18 protein-coding genes are annotated in these 15,804 nt (G+C 70.4%); 2 read left to right on the top strand and 16 right to left on the bottom strand.

All coding sequences use genetic code 11. The features are described 5' to 3' along the window. The first annotated feature begins 296 nt into the window (after positions 1 to 296). The gene (locus tag F8M74_RS28950; RefSeq protein WP_228560713.1) at positions 297 to 1,058 is read left to right on the top strand and encodes a DNA methyltransferase; all 762 of its coding nucleotides are present in this window, start codon (positions 297 to 299) and stop codon (positions 1,056 to 1,058) included. Positions 1,059 to 1,075: 17 nt separating this feature from the next. On the opposite strand, the gene F8M74_RS28945 is transcribed toward F8M74_RS28950, so the two are convergent. From F8M74_RS28945 to F8M74_RS28920, 6 genes are all read right to left on the bottom strand, one after another. After that, positions 1,076 to 1,321 (bottom strand): hypothetical protein, encoded by a 246-nt coding sequence (locus F8M74_RS28945; protein ID WP_141257493.1) that lies wholly within the window; start codon positions 1,319 to 1,321, stop codon positions 1,076 to 1,078. Positions 1,322 to 1,424: 103 nt separating this feature from the next. After that, positions 1,425 to 1,610, bottom strand: a complete 186-nt coding sequence (locus tag F8M74_RS28940) for a hypothetical protein (RefSeq protein ID WP_141257492.1) — start codon at positions 1,608 to 1,610, stop codon at positions 1,425 to 1,427. Between the two features lie 1,405 nt (positions 1,611 to 3,015). Then, the gene (locus tag F8M74_RS37545; protein ID WP_203330833.1) at positions 3,016 to 4,089 is read right to left on the bottom strand and encodes a hypothetical protein; all 1,074 of its coding nucleotides are present in this window, start codon (positions 4,087 to 4,089) and stop codon (positions 3,016 to 3,018) included. Further along, entirely contained in the window at positions 4,089 to 4,331 is a 243-nt protein-coding gene (locus tag F8M74_RS28930; RefSeq protein ID WP_141257491.1) for a hypothetical protein, read from the bottom strand. Before F8M74_RS28930 ends, F8M74_RS37545 begins: the two co-directional genes overlap by 1 nt. A 54-nt stretch (positions 4,332 to 4,385) precedes the next feature. Next, positions 4,386 to 4,847 carry a hypothetical protein gene (locus tag F8M74_RS28925; protein ID WP_141257490.1) on the bottom strand — a complete coding sequence of 154 codons (462 nt, stop codon included), beginning with the start codon at positions 4,845 to 4,847 and terminating at the stop codon, positions 4,386 to 4,388. Beyond that, positions 4,844 to 5,182, bottom strand: coding sequence for a hypothetical protein (locus tag F8M74_RS28920; protein ID WP_141257489.1), 339 nt, complete (start codon positions 5,180 to 5,182; stop codon positions 4,844 to 4,846). The genes F8M74_RS28925 and F8M74_RS28920 overlap by 4 nt, the downstream gene beginning before the upstream one ends. 645 nt (positions 5,183 to 5,827) lie before the next feature. On the opposite strand from F8M74_RS28920, the gene F8M74_RS28915 reads away from it, so the two are divergent. Continuing rightward, entirely contained in the window at positions 5,828 to 6,211 is a 384-nt protein-coding gene (locus F8M74_RS28915; protein ID WP_141279899.1) for a hypothetical protein, read from the top strand. Positions 6,212 to 6,213: 2 nt separating this feature from the next. Here the strand turns inward: F8M74_RS28915 and F8M74_RS28910 are convergent, their stop codons facing one another. The 10 genes from F8M74_RS28910 to F8M74_RS28865 form a co-directional block, all read right to left on the bottom strand. Next, positions 6,214 to 6,645: a hypothetical protein gene (locus F8M74_RS28910; protein ID WP_141257487.1), complete on the bottom strand. Its 432-nt coding sequence runs from the start codon at positions 6,643 to 6,645 to the stop codon at positions 6,214 to 6,216. Further along, on the bottom strand, positions 6,627 to 7,748 hold the full coding sequence (locus F8M74_RS38165; RefSeq protein WP_228560711.1) for a hypothetical protein: 1,122 nt from the start codon (positions 7,746 to 7,748) through the stop codon (positions 6,627 to 6,629). The genes F8M74_RS28910 and F8M74_RS38165 overlap by 19 nt, the downstream gene beginning before the upstream one ends. Further along, a complete protein-coding gene (locus F8M74_RS28900; protein ID WP_203330844.1) occupies positions 7,745 to 8,521 on the bottom strand; it encodes a hypothetical protein in 777 nt (258 codons plus the stop codon). Before F8M74_RS28900 ends, F8M74_RS38165 begins: the two co-directional genes overlap by 4 nt. Continuing rightward, positions 8,514 to 10,607 carry a zinc finger-like domain-containing protein gene (locus F8M74_RS28895; RefSeq protein WP_141257486.1) on the bottom strand — a complete coding sequence of 698 codons (2,094 nt, stop codon included), beginning with the start codon at positions 10,605 to 10,607 and terminating at the stop codon, positions 8,514 to 8,516. Before F8M74_RS28895 ends, F8M74_RS28900 begins: the two co-directional genes overlap by 8 nt. 71 nt (positions 10,608 to 10,678) lie before the next feature. Next, a complete protein-coding gene (locus tag F8M74_RS28890) occupies positions 10,679 to 11,005 on the bottom strand; it encodes a hypothetical protein (RefSeq protein ID WP_141257485.1) in 327 nt (108 codons plus the stop codon). Positions 11,006 to 11,096: 91 nt separating this feature from the next. Then, a complete protein-coding gene (locus F8M74_RS28885; RefSeq protein ID WP_141257484.1) occupies positions 11,097 to 12,797 on the bottom strand; it encodes an amidohydrolase in 1,701 nt (566 codons plus the stop codon). A 138-nt stretch (positions 12,798 to 12,935) separates the two neighbouring features. Further along, positions 12,936 to 13,586 (bottom strand): hypothetical protein, encoded by a 651-nt coding sequence (locus F8M74_RS28880; RefSeq protein ID WP_141257483.1) that lies wholly within the window; start codon positions 13,584 to 13,586, stop codon positions 12,936 to 12,938. Positions 13,587 to 13,872: 286 nt separating this feature from the next. Next, a complete protein-coding gene (locus F8M74_RS28875; RefSeq protein ID WP_141257482.1) occupies positions 13,873 to 14,103 on the bottom strand; it encodes a hypothetical protein in 231 nt (76 codons plus the stop codon). A gap of 264 nt (positions 14,104 to 14,367) precedes the next feature. Continuing rightward, complete coding sequence (locus tag F8M74_RS28870; RefSeq protein WP_141257481.1) at positions 14,368 to 14,739, bottom strand: hypothetical protein; 372 nt, start codon at positions 14,737 to 14,739, stop codon at positions 14,368 to 14,370. Next, the gene (locus F8M74_RS28865) at positions 14,736 to 15,743 is read right to left on the bottom strand and encodes a hypothetical protein (protein WP_141257480.1); all 1,008 of its coding nucleotides are present in this window, start codon (positions 15,741 to 15,743) and stop codon (positions 14,736 to 14,738) included. The genes F8M74_RS28870 and F8M74_RS28865 overlap by 4 nt, the downstream gene beginning before the upstream one ends. Positions 15,744 to 15,804 lie beyond the last annotated feature (61 nt).

The following is a 15,804-nucleotide window of genomic DNA, read 5'->3' as shown; positions in this document are numbered from 1 at the left end:
CAGTTTCTGCCCGGAGCTGTTTCCCGATTTGCACGTGACGGTGCACACTTCTTGGTCCAGCGAGTTGGGGTCAACGAAGGGAGTGTCGCCTCTACAGGCTAGCTGCGCAGCAACGCGCCACTCCTTCCGGATGGGGGGGCCTTGTGCGGGGGCGGGCGAGGCGACGGCTAGGACAAGACTGGCGAAGATAAGTCGGCGCTTGAGCATGAGATTGAGACTATTCCTCGGGCTGGCCACCACATAGGACCCTCCGCGTCAGGTTGCTCACGCTGCGTTCCATCATGAGGACGCGGCACATGCCGGCACTGGCTGTGCAGAACAGAGGGCGCCGCGCCGGAAAGGACGTCTTGAAGCCCTACTACTCGACTCGCACCGTGACGCTGTACCACGCGGACTGCCGCGACCAGCTGGTGGACCTACCGTCCGCATCCGTGGACCTGCTCCTGACGGACCCACCCTATGGGATGGCCTATGAGGGGAAGGGGAAGACGTCCGCCGCCATCCGGGCCGACGGCTCGCGCCAGGGGATGAGGGTGCTGCGCCAGGCCCTGTCCGCGGCGAGCCATGCACTGGCGCCGGATGCGCACGCCTACGTGTTCTGCCACTGGGAGTCGTGGCCCGACTTCTACGACGCGACCTCGGCGCACATGCGGATCAAGGGCGCTCTCGTGTGGTGGAAGAACCGCGGAGGCATGGGGGACTGCGCGGCCTCCTACGCCCCGGACTACGAGGTGGTGCTGCACGCGGCCGGCCCGAAGCGTCGGCCGCTGGTGGGCAAGCGCATGGGGGCCGTCCTCGCGGGCCACGCGCCGGTGCCCCCACAGCAGCGGACGCACCCCACTGAGAAGCCGGTCTCCCTGCTGAGCCTGCTGATGGCGCGCTCGTGCCCGGAAGGCGGCCTGGTGCTGGACCCGTTCGCAGGGAGCGGCGCCACCCTCGTCGCCGCGCAGCAGCTCGGGCGCCGCGCGGTGGGCGTGGAGCTCGAGGAGCGCTATTGCGAGGCTGCGGCCCGCCGGCTGGAGCAGGCGCTGCGCGAGGGCCACGGCGAGGCTGCGTGACGCAACCGGCAGGGCGGCTACTTCCGGCCGCCCTGCCGTGACAGCGTGTCCATGAGGCGCCGGAGCAGGCGCCTCAACTCCTCGGCATCCATGGCCAGCAGGTCCAGCCGCTCCCACCAGGGGGAGTAGTCGCCGAACGCGTCCCAGGCCTCCATGTGGTGGTCCGGGCCGTCCTTGACGACGCGGTACTGCTCGGCCTCCCAGCGCACGTCCACGGGCGGGTCCTGCTGCGGGTCCTGTTGCGGGGGCTGCTCAGTGCTCATGGCGGCCTCGCGGCGGAGAAAGGCCCCCGGGCGGAATGCCCGAGGGTGTGGTGGTTGGGCAGGCGAGAAAGCCGCGCCGAAGGCCCGCCGCCACCACGACAGGTCAACGGTGGCGCGGGCGGAGCCCGCCTTCGTCTGGAGCGGAGAGAGGGCCGGCCCAGCCGCGGCGCACCTGGTGCTCGTGGTGCATGGCGAGAGTGGCCTGCTGCTTGGCGCGGGCGAAGTCGTCACGCACGCGCTTGGCGCGGAGCTGCTCGGCGGTCTGGGCTGGGGGGATGTCTCTGCGCACGTTGCCTCCGTGCGCAGAAGAAGGGGCGTCAGCTTGCGTGCGTCGACGGGGCAGGAGCCCTGGCTCGCGGCGGGCGCGGGCCTGGACGGCGCCGACTCACGTGTAGGGCCTGCACCGCGCACGCCTCTTCCGTCTGCAGCTCACGGAGCGACGCCACAGAGGCGCCCTTGCGCACGCAGCAAGTGCCGTAACCACTCGAATCCGCCGGGGGATTTTTCCGACCCAACAATGCACTATTTTCTTTCGCGTAAATGGTTGACATTTTCGGAAACCTATTTGCTGAGCCCCCGGAAAGGGGCTACAGGTTGCGACGTTCGGGGAGCCCGCGAGGGGCACCCTCTCCGAGCGTGGAGGAGCAGATGATTGCAGTTACGAAGCAGGCTCTCGCCGCTGTCGAAAGGCTCACCTTGCGGGACCTGCTCGCCTGCCATGCAATGGTGAGCGGCCGGTCCCCTGGAGCACGCAAAGTGTGAAGCCGCGCCGACGGCCTGCCACCACCGCGGCAGGTTGCCCGTGCGACGTAGCCAAGCTAGTTGCTGATTGGCTGGCCTCCGCCGCTCACTGTGAGTGCGTTGACTTGGAAATCTCGACGCACCCCTGCGGTGTGCCAATAGTCCGTGGTCAGGGGGCAGAAACGCAAAAGACGCCCACGGGCATGTGGGCGTCTTTTGCGCGCGGAAGTGCAGTAGCACCAACGCGACTCGCAAGACAGAAGCTACCTACATCTCGTTCGAACGCAACTCCACGACCGCTTGAACGCTGATGCCCATTCACGGCGCAGCTTGGATGTGGGTTTCTTGCGCACAGTGTGTGGGTTGATAGAACTGCCTGGGTCAACGAGGCAGGTAGAAAATCGCTGGAGAAGTGCAGTGGCGCCAACGCGACTCGCAATCCGTGTGCCGGTGCACCAGCTCCAGAGAAAGGGAAAGGTGACCGCCATTGGATAACAACACGTGGAAGGTCATCGTCCACTGGGGGCTTGGCGGCGCTGCCGCTCTTGTCCCGTTCGTGTGGGCGGTGTACCGGCTGTACGTGAGCAAGCCGTAGCAGCGTCGCGAGAGGCGCAAGGGCAAGAGCTGTGGGGCTACCCTTGCGCCTTGTCGCGCACAGTCCACGGAGCAGGTGGTGGGGCGTCAGCGGGCGTGTGCCGACGGGGCCCTGGCTCGCGCCGGGCGCGGTCCTGGGCGGCGCCGGCTCACGTGCAGCGCCTGCACCGCGCACGCTTCCGCCGCTTGGTGCTCGGCGAGCGCTCTCGCGTACCGCGTCCTCGCCGCTGGACTCTCGTCTAGCGCTGCAACCGCCGCCTGCAGCTCCCTCTCCGCCGCCCCAAGGCGCTGCGCGAGCGCCACCCTCTGCATTCTGGTCATGCCCGCCGTGCAGAGCAGGAGGCGTACCAGCGGGCGCGTCACACCAGCCCGTGGGTGGTGCCGGTCGGCGCGGCGGCATCGTCCGGTCCGCGCCAGTAGGGCTGAATCCACATCAGCTTGCGCTCGGCGCGCCCCTGGCCGTGCACCTGCCGCTTCCAATGCCCGGACACCCTCGTGCGCACCACCAGCGGCCGGCCCGTGGTGCCCGGCGGTGGAGTCTCCAGCGGGACAACGCCGGGCCCGAGGACGACGCGCCGCTGCACGTCCATGGCCTTGAGCTCCGCGCGGAGCTTGTCCCGCTTCGGCCCCTTGGGCAGCTTCATCATCCGGTCGCGGAGCTGGCGGGCCTCGCGGTTGCGCCACACCTCCTCGCGCACCCCTCCGCTGGTGGCGTAGAGGACGACGTTCATGGCCCAGGCCCAGATGGCGCGCCAGTGCTCGTTGGCGTGCTGAGCTTTGCTCTCGTGGGAGTCGAGTGCGGTGTCCAGGTCCTGCCCTGCCGGCAGTGACACGGAGATTAGATTGAGCGTGCGCTGCCCGTCGGGCCGCGAGGCCTCCACGCAGAGGCGCCAGCAACGGCCAGGCGCGGGCTCCTCTGCGAGGAGAAGCCCCGTCACCGGCAGGTCGGGCCCGGCCGTATCGGGCAGGGCGATGCCGGCCTCGATGGGGACCCTCAGCTGGATGCACGGGTGCGGCAGGTGCAGGTCATCGCACGACAGGCCGCGCAGCTCGGTGTGTCGCAGGCGCTGCGCCAGGCCGGGCGACACTTCGTAGTCGTGGCGCCCATGGGCCTCGTAGACGAGGCCGAACCAGCGCTCCATACAGAGGAGCTTGTAGGTCCCGTGGTGGTCGGGGCCCCCTGTGACGCGAGCCAGGGCCCGCTGGACTTGAGGGTCGGTGAGGGCGTCGTTCACGCGCGTGGGGCCGTGGCGCTTCACCGCGTCCTCAAGCGCGAGGAAGGGGAAGGCGCCGAACACCAGGTCCGCCAGGGACTTGGGGATGCGGCCGGCGGCCTCGTCCTCCTCAAGGGCAGCCAGCGCCGCGTCCACGCCGCCGCGCCGCCAGTAGCCGCGGGCGGCGTCGGGCGGGCCGGGCCAGTCGAGGGCCTGCATCAGGAGCCCTCCTCGGGAGGCTTCCAGCCGCGTGCCTTCGCCGCTTCCTGGAGCCCGAGCCTGGCGACCCCGCTCTTGTTGGCGGGGTACCCCTTCTCCGGGTGCGCCTTCAGGCGCTCAATGAGGAAGGCGAGGGCGCTGGCCGAGGCTTCATCGAGGCCTATCTCATGCGTCGCGAGCCGCGTGCCCTTCGCGGCACGCTGTGACTCGGGCGGTGTCTTGGCTGGGTCGTGTCGTGGCATGGGTGGGGCTCACAGATAAGGACGCCAAACGCGGTGCGGATCCATCGGGGCGTTCTACGGGGACTTCCAGCCCTCGATGTAGGCGTCGATCTCGGCGTCGGCGACTGGCGTCGTCGACGCCCTGTCCGAGAGGATGGCGCGCTCTGCATCGGACCGGGTGATGGTGGGGCCGTACATGCCAACCTCCTTCATGGCTTCGGCCTGGGCAGCGCCCAGCTCCCGCGCAGACGCCACGCGCACCGCGCGCACCTTGCGCTCAAATGCGAGGTCAACCGGGGCGTCCTCGTCCCACGTGTCGAGGACGGAGGTGGACGCCAGCACCTCGACAGGGACGTAAGTGTCTGTCGTGTCCCCGCGGCGCTGCACCCAGGTCGCCTCGTCCGGGGATTGCTGAAACGGCCGCGTGGTCGCCAGGGCCTCGTGGAAGGTGAGCACCTTCCGAGGCCCTGTTCCCCAGCGCAAGTCGCCGTCCGTCTCGTACTCGGCACCTGTCAGTACCTCCCGGACCCGCTTCATGGGCGGCCTCCCTGTTGGAGTTTGCTGACTCCCGCCCGGAGCGCAGGTTCGAGTTCGCTGAGCAGCGCCCGCGCGTCGCCGCGGTGGTCTGTCCACCAACTGGCGGCCGTCAGTCGCTGGGCGGCGTCCCGCACGCAGGTTAGTGCGAGCTCCTTCTCCGCCGGGTGCGCGGCGAGGTGCTTGAGTCCTGGGCGCGCGGCGAGGCGTTCGAGCACGCTCAGGATGAGTGCGCGGCGCTCGCGGACTGCCCACTCCACCTGCTTCGGCGAGCCAGTCAACTCGGGCAACTCCAGCTCCAGCGTCAGCGCACCGTCTGCGACCGATAGCGTGTCCACGGCAACCCCCGAACCCGACGCAGCCTGAGTGCCGCAGCCGGCGACATGTTCATAAGGCCGGCCCTATGGGCATGTCAATAGAGCCGGCTCTATTCTTGCGCGGGTGCGCTGGGTGGTGAGCGAAACTACAGGGCCGGGCCCCGTGAGAGGCCCGGCCCAGCGCCTTGCGGCATCACTGCAAAGGGAGGCGGCTACAACCTCGACCCCACCTGGGCTGACACCAAATGCTCAACGCCCGGGGGCGTCACGGCGAGTCCAGGGGCGCCCGTACTGGGCACGACACGAACGCTACCGGTGGAGCACGGGGGCGTCCAGCCCTCCCGGGAGGTATTGACGGCTGCCACACAACCGGGCCGGGCCGATTGTTACCGCCTCCGTGGCGAGTGGCGCATCATCAAGGGGCAGGCCCGGAGGCCTCGCGGGAGGGCACGTGACGCCACGCCAGCCGACGAAAGCAGCGCGCCACCGTCCTCGCCCGCGTTCCCTCATCCGCGGCGATGCTCCGTGCTGCACCAGCGCCGAGGCGGTGGCTTGCGACTGCGGCGCCGCGTGGGCGTGCGAGCGCCACGGCGAGACGCACCAGCGGAGGCAGTGCGGCACACTCTGAGCGCGGGCCTGCCGGCGGCTCGCGCCACCAGGTGGCCCGTGGCAGTCTGCGCCGCCGTGACACGTGAGCAGCTCAAGCAGCACCTGGAGGCGTTGGGCCGCGAGGCAGCAGCCCGCGGACCGGCGCTCAAGGGCGTCACCGACCTGTTTCGCCTGTACTGGCTGGCGCTCCAGCACAACCTAGTGGTGGAGGGCCCGGAGCACACGCTGGACCTCAAGGTCAACGCGGCATGGGTGGAGGAGTGGCTCAAGATGCTGCGCCTCCCGCCGCACGAGCACACCCTGCCGGTGCGCACCATGGCGGAGGGTTGTGGGACGTGCTCGCCCTACGAGGCGCGCATCACCACAGTGGTGGCCGTGCCAGGACTCACCAGGCGCGAGTGCATGAAGTGCCGCGGGGACTGGCTGGTGCTGGAGGGGTAGCGTCACCGGTTGCCTGGGGACGTGAGCCCCGGGAACAGCGGCCCCACGCCCACCTCGGGCGTGCGCTCCAGGCGCTCCAGCGCCAGCGTCAGCAGGCCCACCGTCTCCAGCCGCGTCAGCCCGCCGACGTCTTCCCATGCCTTGAGCCCGAGTCCTCCGGCGGAGCGCGGGCCCTCGCAGTGGGAGACGGCCTTGCGGGCCTCCACCCAGTTCACCAGCGCGCGGGTGGCCACCTGGCCCTCGCGCCCGGCGAAGGGGGACGCCAGCTGGTCTCGCTCCACCTCGAAGCGCGTGGCGTCGAGCAGCTTGTCCAACTCGACGCGGGCCCGGTCGCGCAGTCGCACGAAGCGCAGCGCGGCGGGGATACTGGGGGACCCAGCGGCCACCAGGCGGCGCAGGTCCTCGAGGGCATTTGTCAGGGTGTGGCGGAGCACGAGGCGTCCTCCGCGAGCGTGAACCACGCATAGCCGTCGCCCTTACAGGTGCCGGTGGTGCGCACCCTCCAGGGGAGTAGCGGGCCGTGCACGGCGAGCGCCTCCGTCACCCGATAGGCGAGGCTACCCCGTGCCGGGTCGAGGGTGGCCGCCGCCCACACCTCGCGCCATTCGTGCGGTTTCCCGTCCGCGAGCAGCGCCCGGACGCGCCGCGCGCCCTCCATCAGCACTGCCGGCGGTGTGCGGCAGGGCGGCTGCAACTGGTGCAGGGTGTCCAGCCCCTCCAGGTGGGTGGCTGACTCGGGCACGGCTTCCATCGGCGTGGGCGCCGCGACGAGCGGCGCGCTGGCGGTGTCCGCCGTGGGGCGGGGCGCCTCGCCGAAGAGGCCGAGCTGCTCGGGCTCGGCAAGCATGGGCGGTACCGGCCTGTCGTCGACGACGGCCCGCGGCGGCGGTGGGGGCGGCGGAGGAGCCGGTGCCGGCGCAGGTGTCTCCGCGCGCGCTGGCGGGGGGAACGGGAGGGAGGCCGGTACCGCGTACACCTCCGGACGCCACAGCTTGTCCCGAGCCAAGCGCATCCGCTCGCGCAGCTCCGGCACCAGTCCCGGGTCCACCGGCGCCAGGCGCTGCGCGTGCGCGGCCGGGAGCGGCTCCAGCGGCTGAATCTCCTCCAGCCACCAGGCAATGGTTCCGCGGCAGGAGGCGCCACGCGGTGCCCACCAGGGGTCGCGGCCGAAGGCTCGGCAGTCATTGCCCGCCGTGGACACTTCGGCCAGGCGAGCCACGGCCACGTAGGCCCCGTGGGGCAGCACGTCGCCGGCAGGAGCCTCCAAACCGTGCGCGGCGCGCAGCCAGCGGACGGCTTCGGCGTCGTAGTCCTTCGTCGCGTAGATGGCCAACCACTGGCCCATCAACTCCGGGGGCGGGTGGAGCGGATGCCGCCGGCCCGGACGTCCGTCCCGTGGCGGTTCTTGGTCCGTCACGAACACGGACCACATGCCGTGGTGGGTGAGCGCCCAGGTCCACGGCCTCGCGAGCGGGAAGTGGAACACCCCGCGCCCCTCTCGCCTGTAGCGGTACGGGCCTCCGAGGGGGGCGGTCACAGGGCACCTCCTGCCAGAGGCTGCGCGCGGAACTCGCCCCGCGCCACCCAGTCGTTGCGCTCCCAGGATTCGGGGCCGTAGATGGACGACCAGAGGCGGCGGAATGCGACGCGCGGGCTGACGTCCCAGTCCGTCCATGGCCAGCCGGTGTCATCGGTCCCGGGCCACCCATCGCGGTCAGGGATGCCGTACTTCCAGGTGCGGCCCCCATCCTTGGAGAGGCACGTCAGTCCCTCCGCCTTGGCGTCCTCATCGGTGATGTCGTGGAGGCGCTCGAAGCGCACGGACACCATCTCCAGCGTGAGCCGCGAGGCCCAGCGGGGCATGTGGATGGAGACGCGAGTCTTCCCGGCCTGGCCCCAGTCGGCCTCGTTCCAGTTCACCCTGGCGCCGTCAGCCTCGTACTGGAGCGGCGCCCAGGGGGACCGGTAGCCCAAATCAGTGCATGCCTTGGCGATGGCCGTCGGAGACTGCCCGTCGAGCTTGGCGGCGGTGCGCCACGTCTCCTTGCACCAGAGCCGGTCCCCGGGCTGGCCGAAGGGGCTGGGGATGACCCGTTGCGGGTCGTCATTGGCGAGCGTGTAGTAATCGCCGTACTCGTCCGCGTAGCCCCAGCAGGACGGGTCGTCCTCCTCGCCGCGGCCCCCGACGAAGCCGATGCCAGCCCGCTTGCCGCGCCAGCCCAGCGGCACCACCCGCCGCGTGACCGTCTTCCGCCCGGCCAGGATGGCGCTCACCATCGGCCCGGAGAACAGGATGGGCTTCTCAGCCACGGCGCACCGCCTTCCCGAGCAGGGGCAGGGCGCGGAGGTTGTCCGCGACGAAGCTGGGCGTCAGCGCTCCGAGGCACGGGACCCCGAGAATCCACTGCGCCGCCTGCTCACGCATCTCCTCGGCGGCCTTGCGGGCGAACTCCATCCGGTTGGCGCGCTCGCGGCGCAGGGCTGCCTGAAGGGAGCCAGCGCAGCCCCACGCCAGTGAAGCGTTGGCCCTGTCGGCCGGGTGCATGTCAGCAGTCGTCTTGAGGTCGCCTTCCGCTGCGGCCTTGAGCGTCTCCACCTCCCGCTTCGCCTCGGCCAGCGCGCGGGCGAGTTGGATTGCTACCTGCCCAATAGCTGGCTGGTCATCCGCCACCTCGCGGACCCAGCCTCCATCAACGCCGCCATGCAGCCACACCTTGCAGTACAGCCCTCCATCCGGAGATACCTTCCAGCCACCATTTCTCCCCCACTGCCACACCACGTCAGTTTGAGGGGAGCTTGAGGCGGGGGCCGAATCCGGCGCGGGGCTCAAACTCGGGGCGTCCGGCGCGGGCGGGATGGCCGAGTGCTTCCTCCACGCCGCGTCAATGAGCGCCGCATCGTCAGGGGACAGGGGCTCCCCATCATCGGGCGCCGGGGCGATGCGGGCGCGCCGACCGAACGGACACTCAGCGAAATGCCCTTCCGTCAAAGAGCACCCCACGCATCGCACCAACTCGGATTCAACCCCACCTCCCGGCCCGGTCGGGGGCGTGGCGAGGGCGGCGATGACTGGCGCCATCTCGGCGGCCGTGGCCGGAAACGCGAGCATGCCCCGCCCGTTGCGCTCGATGCATTCCCGCCAGAGAGGCACGAGCGGCGCTGCCGCTGCCACCGCCGCGCGGTACTTCGCGGCGTCCTCAGCGTCGGGGCTGGCCTCCAGCGTCGCACTCTTCGTCCGCTCGTCCTCGTAGGCAGCGCACATGGTGCAGCGCGTGTGCATCTCCGTGGCCGGGGCCATCTGCTTGCACCCCGGACAGAGCACCGTGTCCCCGCCCGTGGCGTCGTAGGCGGCGAGAGCAGCGTTGCGCGTGTCATCGAGACCACACGTGCAGGCACCGTCCGACGTTGAGCCAGCCGGGTTGCAGGTGGGCGCGTGTCGCGTGTAGTTCGCCAGCCTTCGCAAGAGGGATTTGTCCGGCCCCACCGCCTCGCGCAGCCCCGGGGGCGCGGTGGGGGAGGTCGTCCCGGTGCCCTTGCAGATAGAGCACTCGTTGTGAGTGCCCCACTGGACGCCGCGCCCCTTGCAGGGCTCGCACACCACCTGCGCCGGGGCGGGCGGGGGCTGGGCGGCGCGCCTGTGCTGGTCGTCGGCCGCAGCAAGTGCCTCGTCGGCATCCTCCAGCCGCGCCGACAACTTCGCCGCGTGCTCCTCAACGGCGCGCTTCTCGCGCTCAGTCGCCAGGACCTGAGCTTCCAACGCCTTCACGCGGGCCTCCAACTCAGCCACGCGTTCGCCAGCGGCGCCGCATACCGCTTCCCCGGAGCGGATGGTGTCCTCCAGCGTGGCCACGCGCTCGCGGAGGGCCGCCACTGTTGCGACGATGGTCGTCGTGGAGTCCAGCCCCAGGGCCTTGCGCACGGGTTCCACGATGTCGCGCACCCACGCGTCGCGCTCGTTGGCCGCGAGGCGCATTGCTCCGCGCGCTTCGTCACGCTCGGACACGACGGCGTTGAACATCTCCTCCTTCGTGGCGGACGTCTTGGCGAAGAGGTCTCTTTCCTCCTCCAGCCCCGGCACCCGAGCGGCCTGGGCGGCGAGGCGGGAGAGGGCGGCCTCGCCATCGTCGCGCTCCTGCCCGTGCCACGAGGTGAGCAGAGCCTTTACCTTGCGCTCGTCCCGCTCCACTTCCTCGGGCGTGGCCGTGGGCTGCTGGACAACGAGCGCGCGCAGCTTCCCGCGCTCCTCGTCGCTCAGCCCGGCCACCGCGCGGAGCAGGCGGTCGTTGTCCGTCTGGAGCGTGTAACGGATGTGCTGGCCCAGGTGGTAGGCCGCATTGCAGTTGGCGCAGTACTCCGACGTCAGGCTGTCGTGGCCACAGGGAAACTTCGTAGTCATGGACGGCACCTCGGACACAGCGAGAGGACAGCAGGGGCTGGGCGCGGCGAGGCACCCAGCCTTGGGGCGAGTCAGGGGAAGGACGGCGGGCCGGAGTCGTAGACGTCGAGTACCCGAGCGGTGAGGCTGGCGCCGCACAGGTGTCTGACTCGGTCCTGCATCTCCAGCGCCGCGTCCGGGTTGCGCGACTGCTCGCCCGCGCAGTCGGCCATCCACAAGTCCTGGAGGCACTGAGTCTCACTGGACGGCCAGGTCGACGCCTCCGCGTTCGCGGCCACCTTCTTCGCGGCAGCCGCGGAGCAACCCTTCGTCACCAGCAACACACGGTCGGAGTCGGGGGCCTGCTGCGAGCCCGCGCACCCGGCCATCACAACCAGCATCAACAGCATCCAGCGCATCAGCGTCACTCCAGGACTACGGGTTGGGGGAGACAGCGCGGGCGGCCTGGGCAGCACCGCCCGCGCTCACGTCACCTGCGAGGGGGAGGGCTCAGGGCGCGGACAGGTCCAGCACGTCCGTGTTCCACCGCACGGCGCCGTCAATCACCGTGAGAACCGAGCCGGTCTGCGGGAGCTTGTCCGGCGTCACGGTGAAGACGTCCTGGGAGAGGACCGCGAAGTTGGCTCGCTTCCCGGCAGCCAGCACGCCGACGTCCGCGCGGAGCCGCGCCTCCGCGGTGCCACGGGTGTATGCCCGCACCACCTGCTCCATCGTCAGGGCTTCGGCGGGGTTGAACGGCGCCGTCACCAGGAACATCGCGTCCAGCCACGGGGACGGTGCATGGGGTCCGAATGCGTCCGAGCCGAGAGCGAGTGTCAGTGGCTCCAGCACCGTCACCCCATCGTCGTCCAGCTCCGGCGTCAGTAGGGAGCGGAGCTTCAGCGCGTGCGTGTGCAGGTGGCCGGGGTGCTGCTCGTGCATCATGCTGGGGATGAGGAACTGGTGGGTGCCCATGCCGCTGATGGCCACCTTGAGCCGCTTCGCGCGCTTCACGTGGTTTTCACCCGTGACGTTGAAGTGCTCGATGCTGATGCGGCCCTTCCAGTTCACGCCTGGCCGCGCCTCCAGCCGCGAGAGGATGTGCTCGATGCCGGCATCGCCAATGGCGTGCACGGAGAGCATGCCGCCGCGCTGGAGGGTGTCGTCGATGGCCCAGTCCATCTGGGCGTCGGTCAGGTTCTTGATGCCGTAGCCTGCGTTCACATCGAAGCCGGTGGGGCACCACTCGGGGCGCAGGTAGGGCGCGGAGACGTAGGCGCTGCACGCCACCTGCGTCCCATCGGCGAACACCTTCCGCCTGATGATGCCGTCCGGCCCCGGGGCGCACTCCTTGCCCGAGCGCGTGATGATGCAGTGCGGGACGATGGCATCCGGCCGCGGGAGCTGCTGGATGACCGGCGCGAAGCGCTCGTCCTCGTCGACGAAGACGTAGTCGTGCGTCTCGCCCACGCCGACCGACTCCCCGCCAGCGACCCAGCCGCCATATTGCGAGACGTAGTGCGCATCCGGGACCATCCGGCTTAGGTACCGGACCAGCGGCAGAAGGGCGTACTCCTGGAGGACACCCGTCAACCGCCCGGTGTCATCGCGCCCGCTCCATCCGCCAAACGGGTCGGGCTGGTAGTCGCGGATGTCCGCGGCTTCGAGGGCTGCGGAGTTGGACGCGCTCGCATGGCCGCTCCACTCCAGCAGGACAACGGGGTGGCGCGTGGTGATGCCATCCAGGAGGTCGCGGGCCGTGACGCCCATGGCGTTCAGGTCCTCGTAGAGCTGGCGGCCGTAGTACCCGACGATGGGCGTTCCGTCAGGCACCTGTGCCGCGCGCTCGGAAATCCACGTCACCCACTGCTGGACCGTGGGGCCGCCGTCGGGCGCCCAGGTGGAGGGGTGCAGACCGACAATGAACCGCTCGTCCGTGAGCTGCGCCACGTGGGCGTGCGAGTCACTCAAGGTGGGGACGACCGTCATCCCCTTCAGGTCCACCCGGCGCGCGTGGGGGAACAGCAGTCTGAGGTCGCCCGTGCTGCCCGTGGCGGCGATGCGGCCGTTGCGGACGACAAACGCCTCAACGAAGGGCCGGTCGTCTCGGGCGGTGAAGACCTTGCCGCCCTCGTACAACGTGGACTGCTGGGCCAACGCGGGGGCGCTGACGAGGAGTGCTGCGACGACTGCAACGATTCGATGGAACATCGTGTGGGGTGCTCCTGGGGCTGCGAGGGGACTGCTGCGTCGGCGTGAGCCGAGTCCGCGGGCCGGAGGTGCGCCGGCAGGTCGAGGGGAGTGCGCTGCTGCTCCGCGGCGGGGCTGGGGGCGATGCGCTCCAGCGGGCTACTGGCGGAAGGCGGCGCTCCAGAGCGGCGAGCACCTGGCGTGCAGTCGCTCGTAGGTGTCGTTCAACCGCTGCGCGAGACGGCCAGCGTCAACGCACACGTTGAGCTTCTTCTCTCGGGCGTCGTCGTAGAACGCTCGCGTGTCCCAGCCTCGCCCCCAGCGCCTCGCGACCTCCGGCGACATCTCCGCGGCGCCGTTGGCCTGCCCACCGCACGCGGTGAGCAGGTTCCAGCGCAAGCACTCGTAGTCGTCATCAGCGAGCCACTGCGTGTCCTCTTCCTCGCGGATGCACTGCTGGGCGTCCTTCCAGCACTCCTTCCATGCGGCGTCGGGGATGCCGTCGGGTGTCCTCGTCACAGCCCGCGTGGCTCGGCCAGGCGTCACCTGCACTTTCGCGCGCCGGGCCGGGTCGCCGTCCGATGCCCAGATGCCGGGCCGGGCGGACGGCGGCAGGACGCGCCGATTGCGCCCACGTGGCACGTTCGGGTGGTACACGTCTGCCGGCTGGCCCAACTCGGGCGCACCAACGCCGGGCCTCGCGGCCGGAGGCGGAGGGCGCGTGAGGACACCTCGCTCGTATTCCGTGCTGGCGGCGCACGCGCACACGAGTAGCGACAGCGCCAGGGCTGGCATCAAAGACAAACGCATTTCGACTCCTGATGGGGACGACGTGGGGGACTACGGGAGAAGGTGCGGGCCCAGCCGGGTAGGGGGGAAACCCCAGCCGGGTAGGGGGGAAACCCCAGCCGGGCCCGCGTGGCGTCTACGTCACGCCGTGATGACTGCACCGCCGCGCCCTATGCGCGGCGGGTGTGGTGGAGGGAGGGGTACCCGTCACCACGAGAAGACTCCGCTCGTGCCGACACGGAGCGCCGCCTGATGGGAGGCGGCTGCGCGGGGTGGCACAGGGGCCGCGGTGCCGTCGCGCATTCAGCTATCCGTCATGCAAGCCCAGGCCGCAGATGCGCCGGTTGCCCACGTCCAACCATTTACTGCCGCAGTGGCAGCGCTCCTCCGGGGGAATGACCTGCGGTGGAGTCGGCTCCGGCGCCGTGCCCTGGAGCTCGGCCAGCTCCCGGAGGAACTCCGCGCGCACGGCGCGGTGGCGCTCCAGCTCGGGCGTCACCTTGGGCGTGCGCTTGATGCCTCGCGTCGCGTAGCTCATTCGTCCCACCATTCCCCGGCGGCCTGCTCAGCCCGCCGCAACAGTTCTCTCAGCTCTGCTTCGGCTTCCTGCTCAGCAGAAGGGGCGTCGTCCCATTCAAAGTCGCGCCACCTGTGCAGCCCTGCGTGGCCGTCCTCGCGCTCGCAGAGGACGAAGCTGCGGTCTGGGTGCTCGGCATATCCGTGACAGAGGTACTGGTAGCCAGTTGGCAACGATTGGCCCTCCAAGGTGGAATGCCTTTCGCTGTACCTCTGATGTCTGACTTTACTTCGGACGCTCCCGCTGGTTCGCGGACGCGACGCCCAGCTCCCAGTGGCGTATCCGCGCGTGCCACAGCTCCACGCTGAGCAGCAGCCACAGCGAGCGCTCTTCGGCGGCCAGCTTCGCCAGCACCACCCCGCAGCGCACCGTCTCGCCGAACGCTTCGCGCCACTGCGCATGGTTGCTGGGCGTGGCGTCCGGGGTGACACGCGCCAACTCGGCCTCTGCCGTCCGCAATGCCTCTTGGGCCGCCTGCTGACGCTCAGGCAGCGAGGCAGCCTCCTCCAGGCACTTGCGGATGTTGGCGCTCTGCCCTTCGCGCCACACCTCCTCAAGGCCCTTGATGCGCCGGCACACGTCGTCCAGGGTGCTCATCGCGAACCTACCTGCATGCGGTACAGCTCGCCCACGTAGCCCGGCAGCGGATGCGCCACCTTCGGCAGCACCTGGTGGTGGCCCGCCACCTGCCAGAAGTGCCGCCACCAGTGCTCGTCGGCGTGCCGCGGCGACATCGGGCCCTCAGCCGGACACACCACGTGGCCCCGGTCCCACACCACCCAGTGCCCGGCGCCCGTCAGCTCGTGCCGCAGCAGCACGAGGGCGCGAACCGTGGGCGCGGGAAGCCCGGGGTGCAGGTCCTGCTCCAGGTCCAGCCCGGCCGACTGGAGCGCGATGGCCATGCCCAACTCGCCGCACTCCGCGTTGCGCCCCATCACCTCGCACACCTCGGCCACCTGCTGCCCTGTCAGCATCGCTACGCACGTCTGGCCGCACTGCCGAGGCAACTGGGGCACCCACCGCACACGGCCGAGGGGGCGGCGCGCCCGGTACCAACGTCGCCAGTGCGGGTACACCTGGCGCCAGGCGAAGCCCACCGCGGCCACCCAGCCGAAGGTGAACGCGAGGAGCACCAGCGCCATCCATGGGCCACGCCCCCGGAGCTGCGCGGCGCGCGGCGAGCACTCCACCGTCACGGGCTGCCGGCCCTCGGCCTCCGCCTTCTCGCGCTCGCGGGTGGCAATGGAGTCCAGCTCGGCGCCGTCCACCAGGGACAGCAGCGAGACGGCGAGCACCACCACGGAGACGATGGCGGCGACCTCCTCGGAGACGCCCAGGGCCGCCAGCAGGCCACTGGCGGGCACCGACGGCGTGCCCAGGGTGTCGTGGTGCTGCGCCCAGACGGCGCCCAGCAGCGCGGCCACGAACACGGTCCGCTCGAGCGTCCAGGTCTGGATGCCGGCGCGCTCCATCCGCGCCTCGGCGGCGAGCAGCGAGCGCCGCAGTGTGGACCGCACCTCGTACATCGCCCGGTCCGCCCAGTCAGAGGGGTCGGCCCGGTTCTCGACAACTTGCCAAAGCTCCGCCAGCAACGTCGCCATGACGCCTCCTGCAAACCGAAAAGGGTGGGGCCGGATGCGCTCCGGCGGGCGGGGGCTACGG

It is taken from the genome of Myxococcus sp. CA023 (assembly GCF_010998615.1).
In the GTDB taxonomy this organism is placed as follows: domain Bacteria; phylum Myxococcota; class Myxococcia; order Myxococcales; family Myxococcaceae; genus Myxococcus.
The sequence above is the reverse complement of the archived record's forward strand: the minus strand, read 5'-3'. Positions and strand labels throughout refer to the sequence as shown.

Excerpts from the sequence above, each read along its gene's own strand:
- F8M74_RS28875 (WP_141257482.1), bottom strand. The coding sequence starts at position 14,103 with ATGAGCTACGCGACGCGAGGCATCAAGCGCACGCCCAAGGTGACGCCC.
- F8M74_RS28950 (WP_228560713.1), top strand. The coding sequence starts at position 297 with ATGCCGGCACTGGCTGTGCAGAACAGAGGGCGCCGCGCCGGAAAGGAC.
- F8M74_RS28870 (WP_141257481.1), bottom strand. The coding sequence starts at position 14,739 with ATGAGCACCCTGGACGACGTGTGCCGGCGCATCAAGGGCCTTGAGGAG.
- F8M74_RS28925 (WP_141257490.1), bottom strand. The coding sequence starts at position 4,847 with ATGAAGCGGGTCCGGGAGGTACTGACAGGTGCCGAGTACGAGACGGAC.
- F8M74_RS28930 (WP_141257491.1), bottom strand. The coding sequence starts at position 4,331 with ATGCCACGACACGACCCAGCCAAGACACCGCCCGAGTCACAGCGTGCC.
- F8M74_RS28945 (WP_141257493.1), bottom strand. The coding sequence starts at position 1,321 with ATGAGCACTGAGCAGCCCCCGCAACAGGACCCGCAGCAGGACCCGCCC.
- F8M74_RS28885 (WP_141257484.1), bottom strand. The coding sequence starts at position 12,797 with ATGTTCCATCGAATCGTTGCAGTCGTCGCAGCACTCCTCGTCAGCGCC.
- F8M74_RS28865 (WP_141257480.1), bottom strand. The coding sequence starts at position 15,743 with ATGGCGACGTTGCTGGCGGAGCTTTGGCAAGTTGTCGAGAACCGGGCC.
- F8M74_RS37545 (WP_203330833.1), bottom strand. The coding sequence starts at position 4,089 with ATGCAGGCCCTCGACTGGCCCGGCCCGCCCGACGCCGCCCGCGGCTAC.
- F8M74_RS28890 (WP_141257485.1), bottom strand. The coding sequence starts at position 11,005 with ATGCGCTGGATGCTGTTGATGCTGGTTGTGATGGCCGGGTGCGCGGGC.
- F8M74_RS28880 (WP_141257483.1), bottom strand. The coding sequence starts at position 13,586 with ATGCGTTTGTCTTTGATGCCAGCCCTGGCGCTGTCGCTACTCGTGTGC.
- F8M74_RS28895 (WP_141257486.1), bottom strand. The coding sequence starts at position 10,607 with ATGACTACGAAGTTTCCCTGTGGCCACGACAGCCTGACGTCGGAGTAC.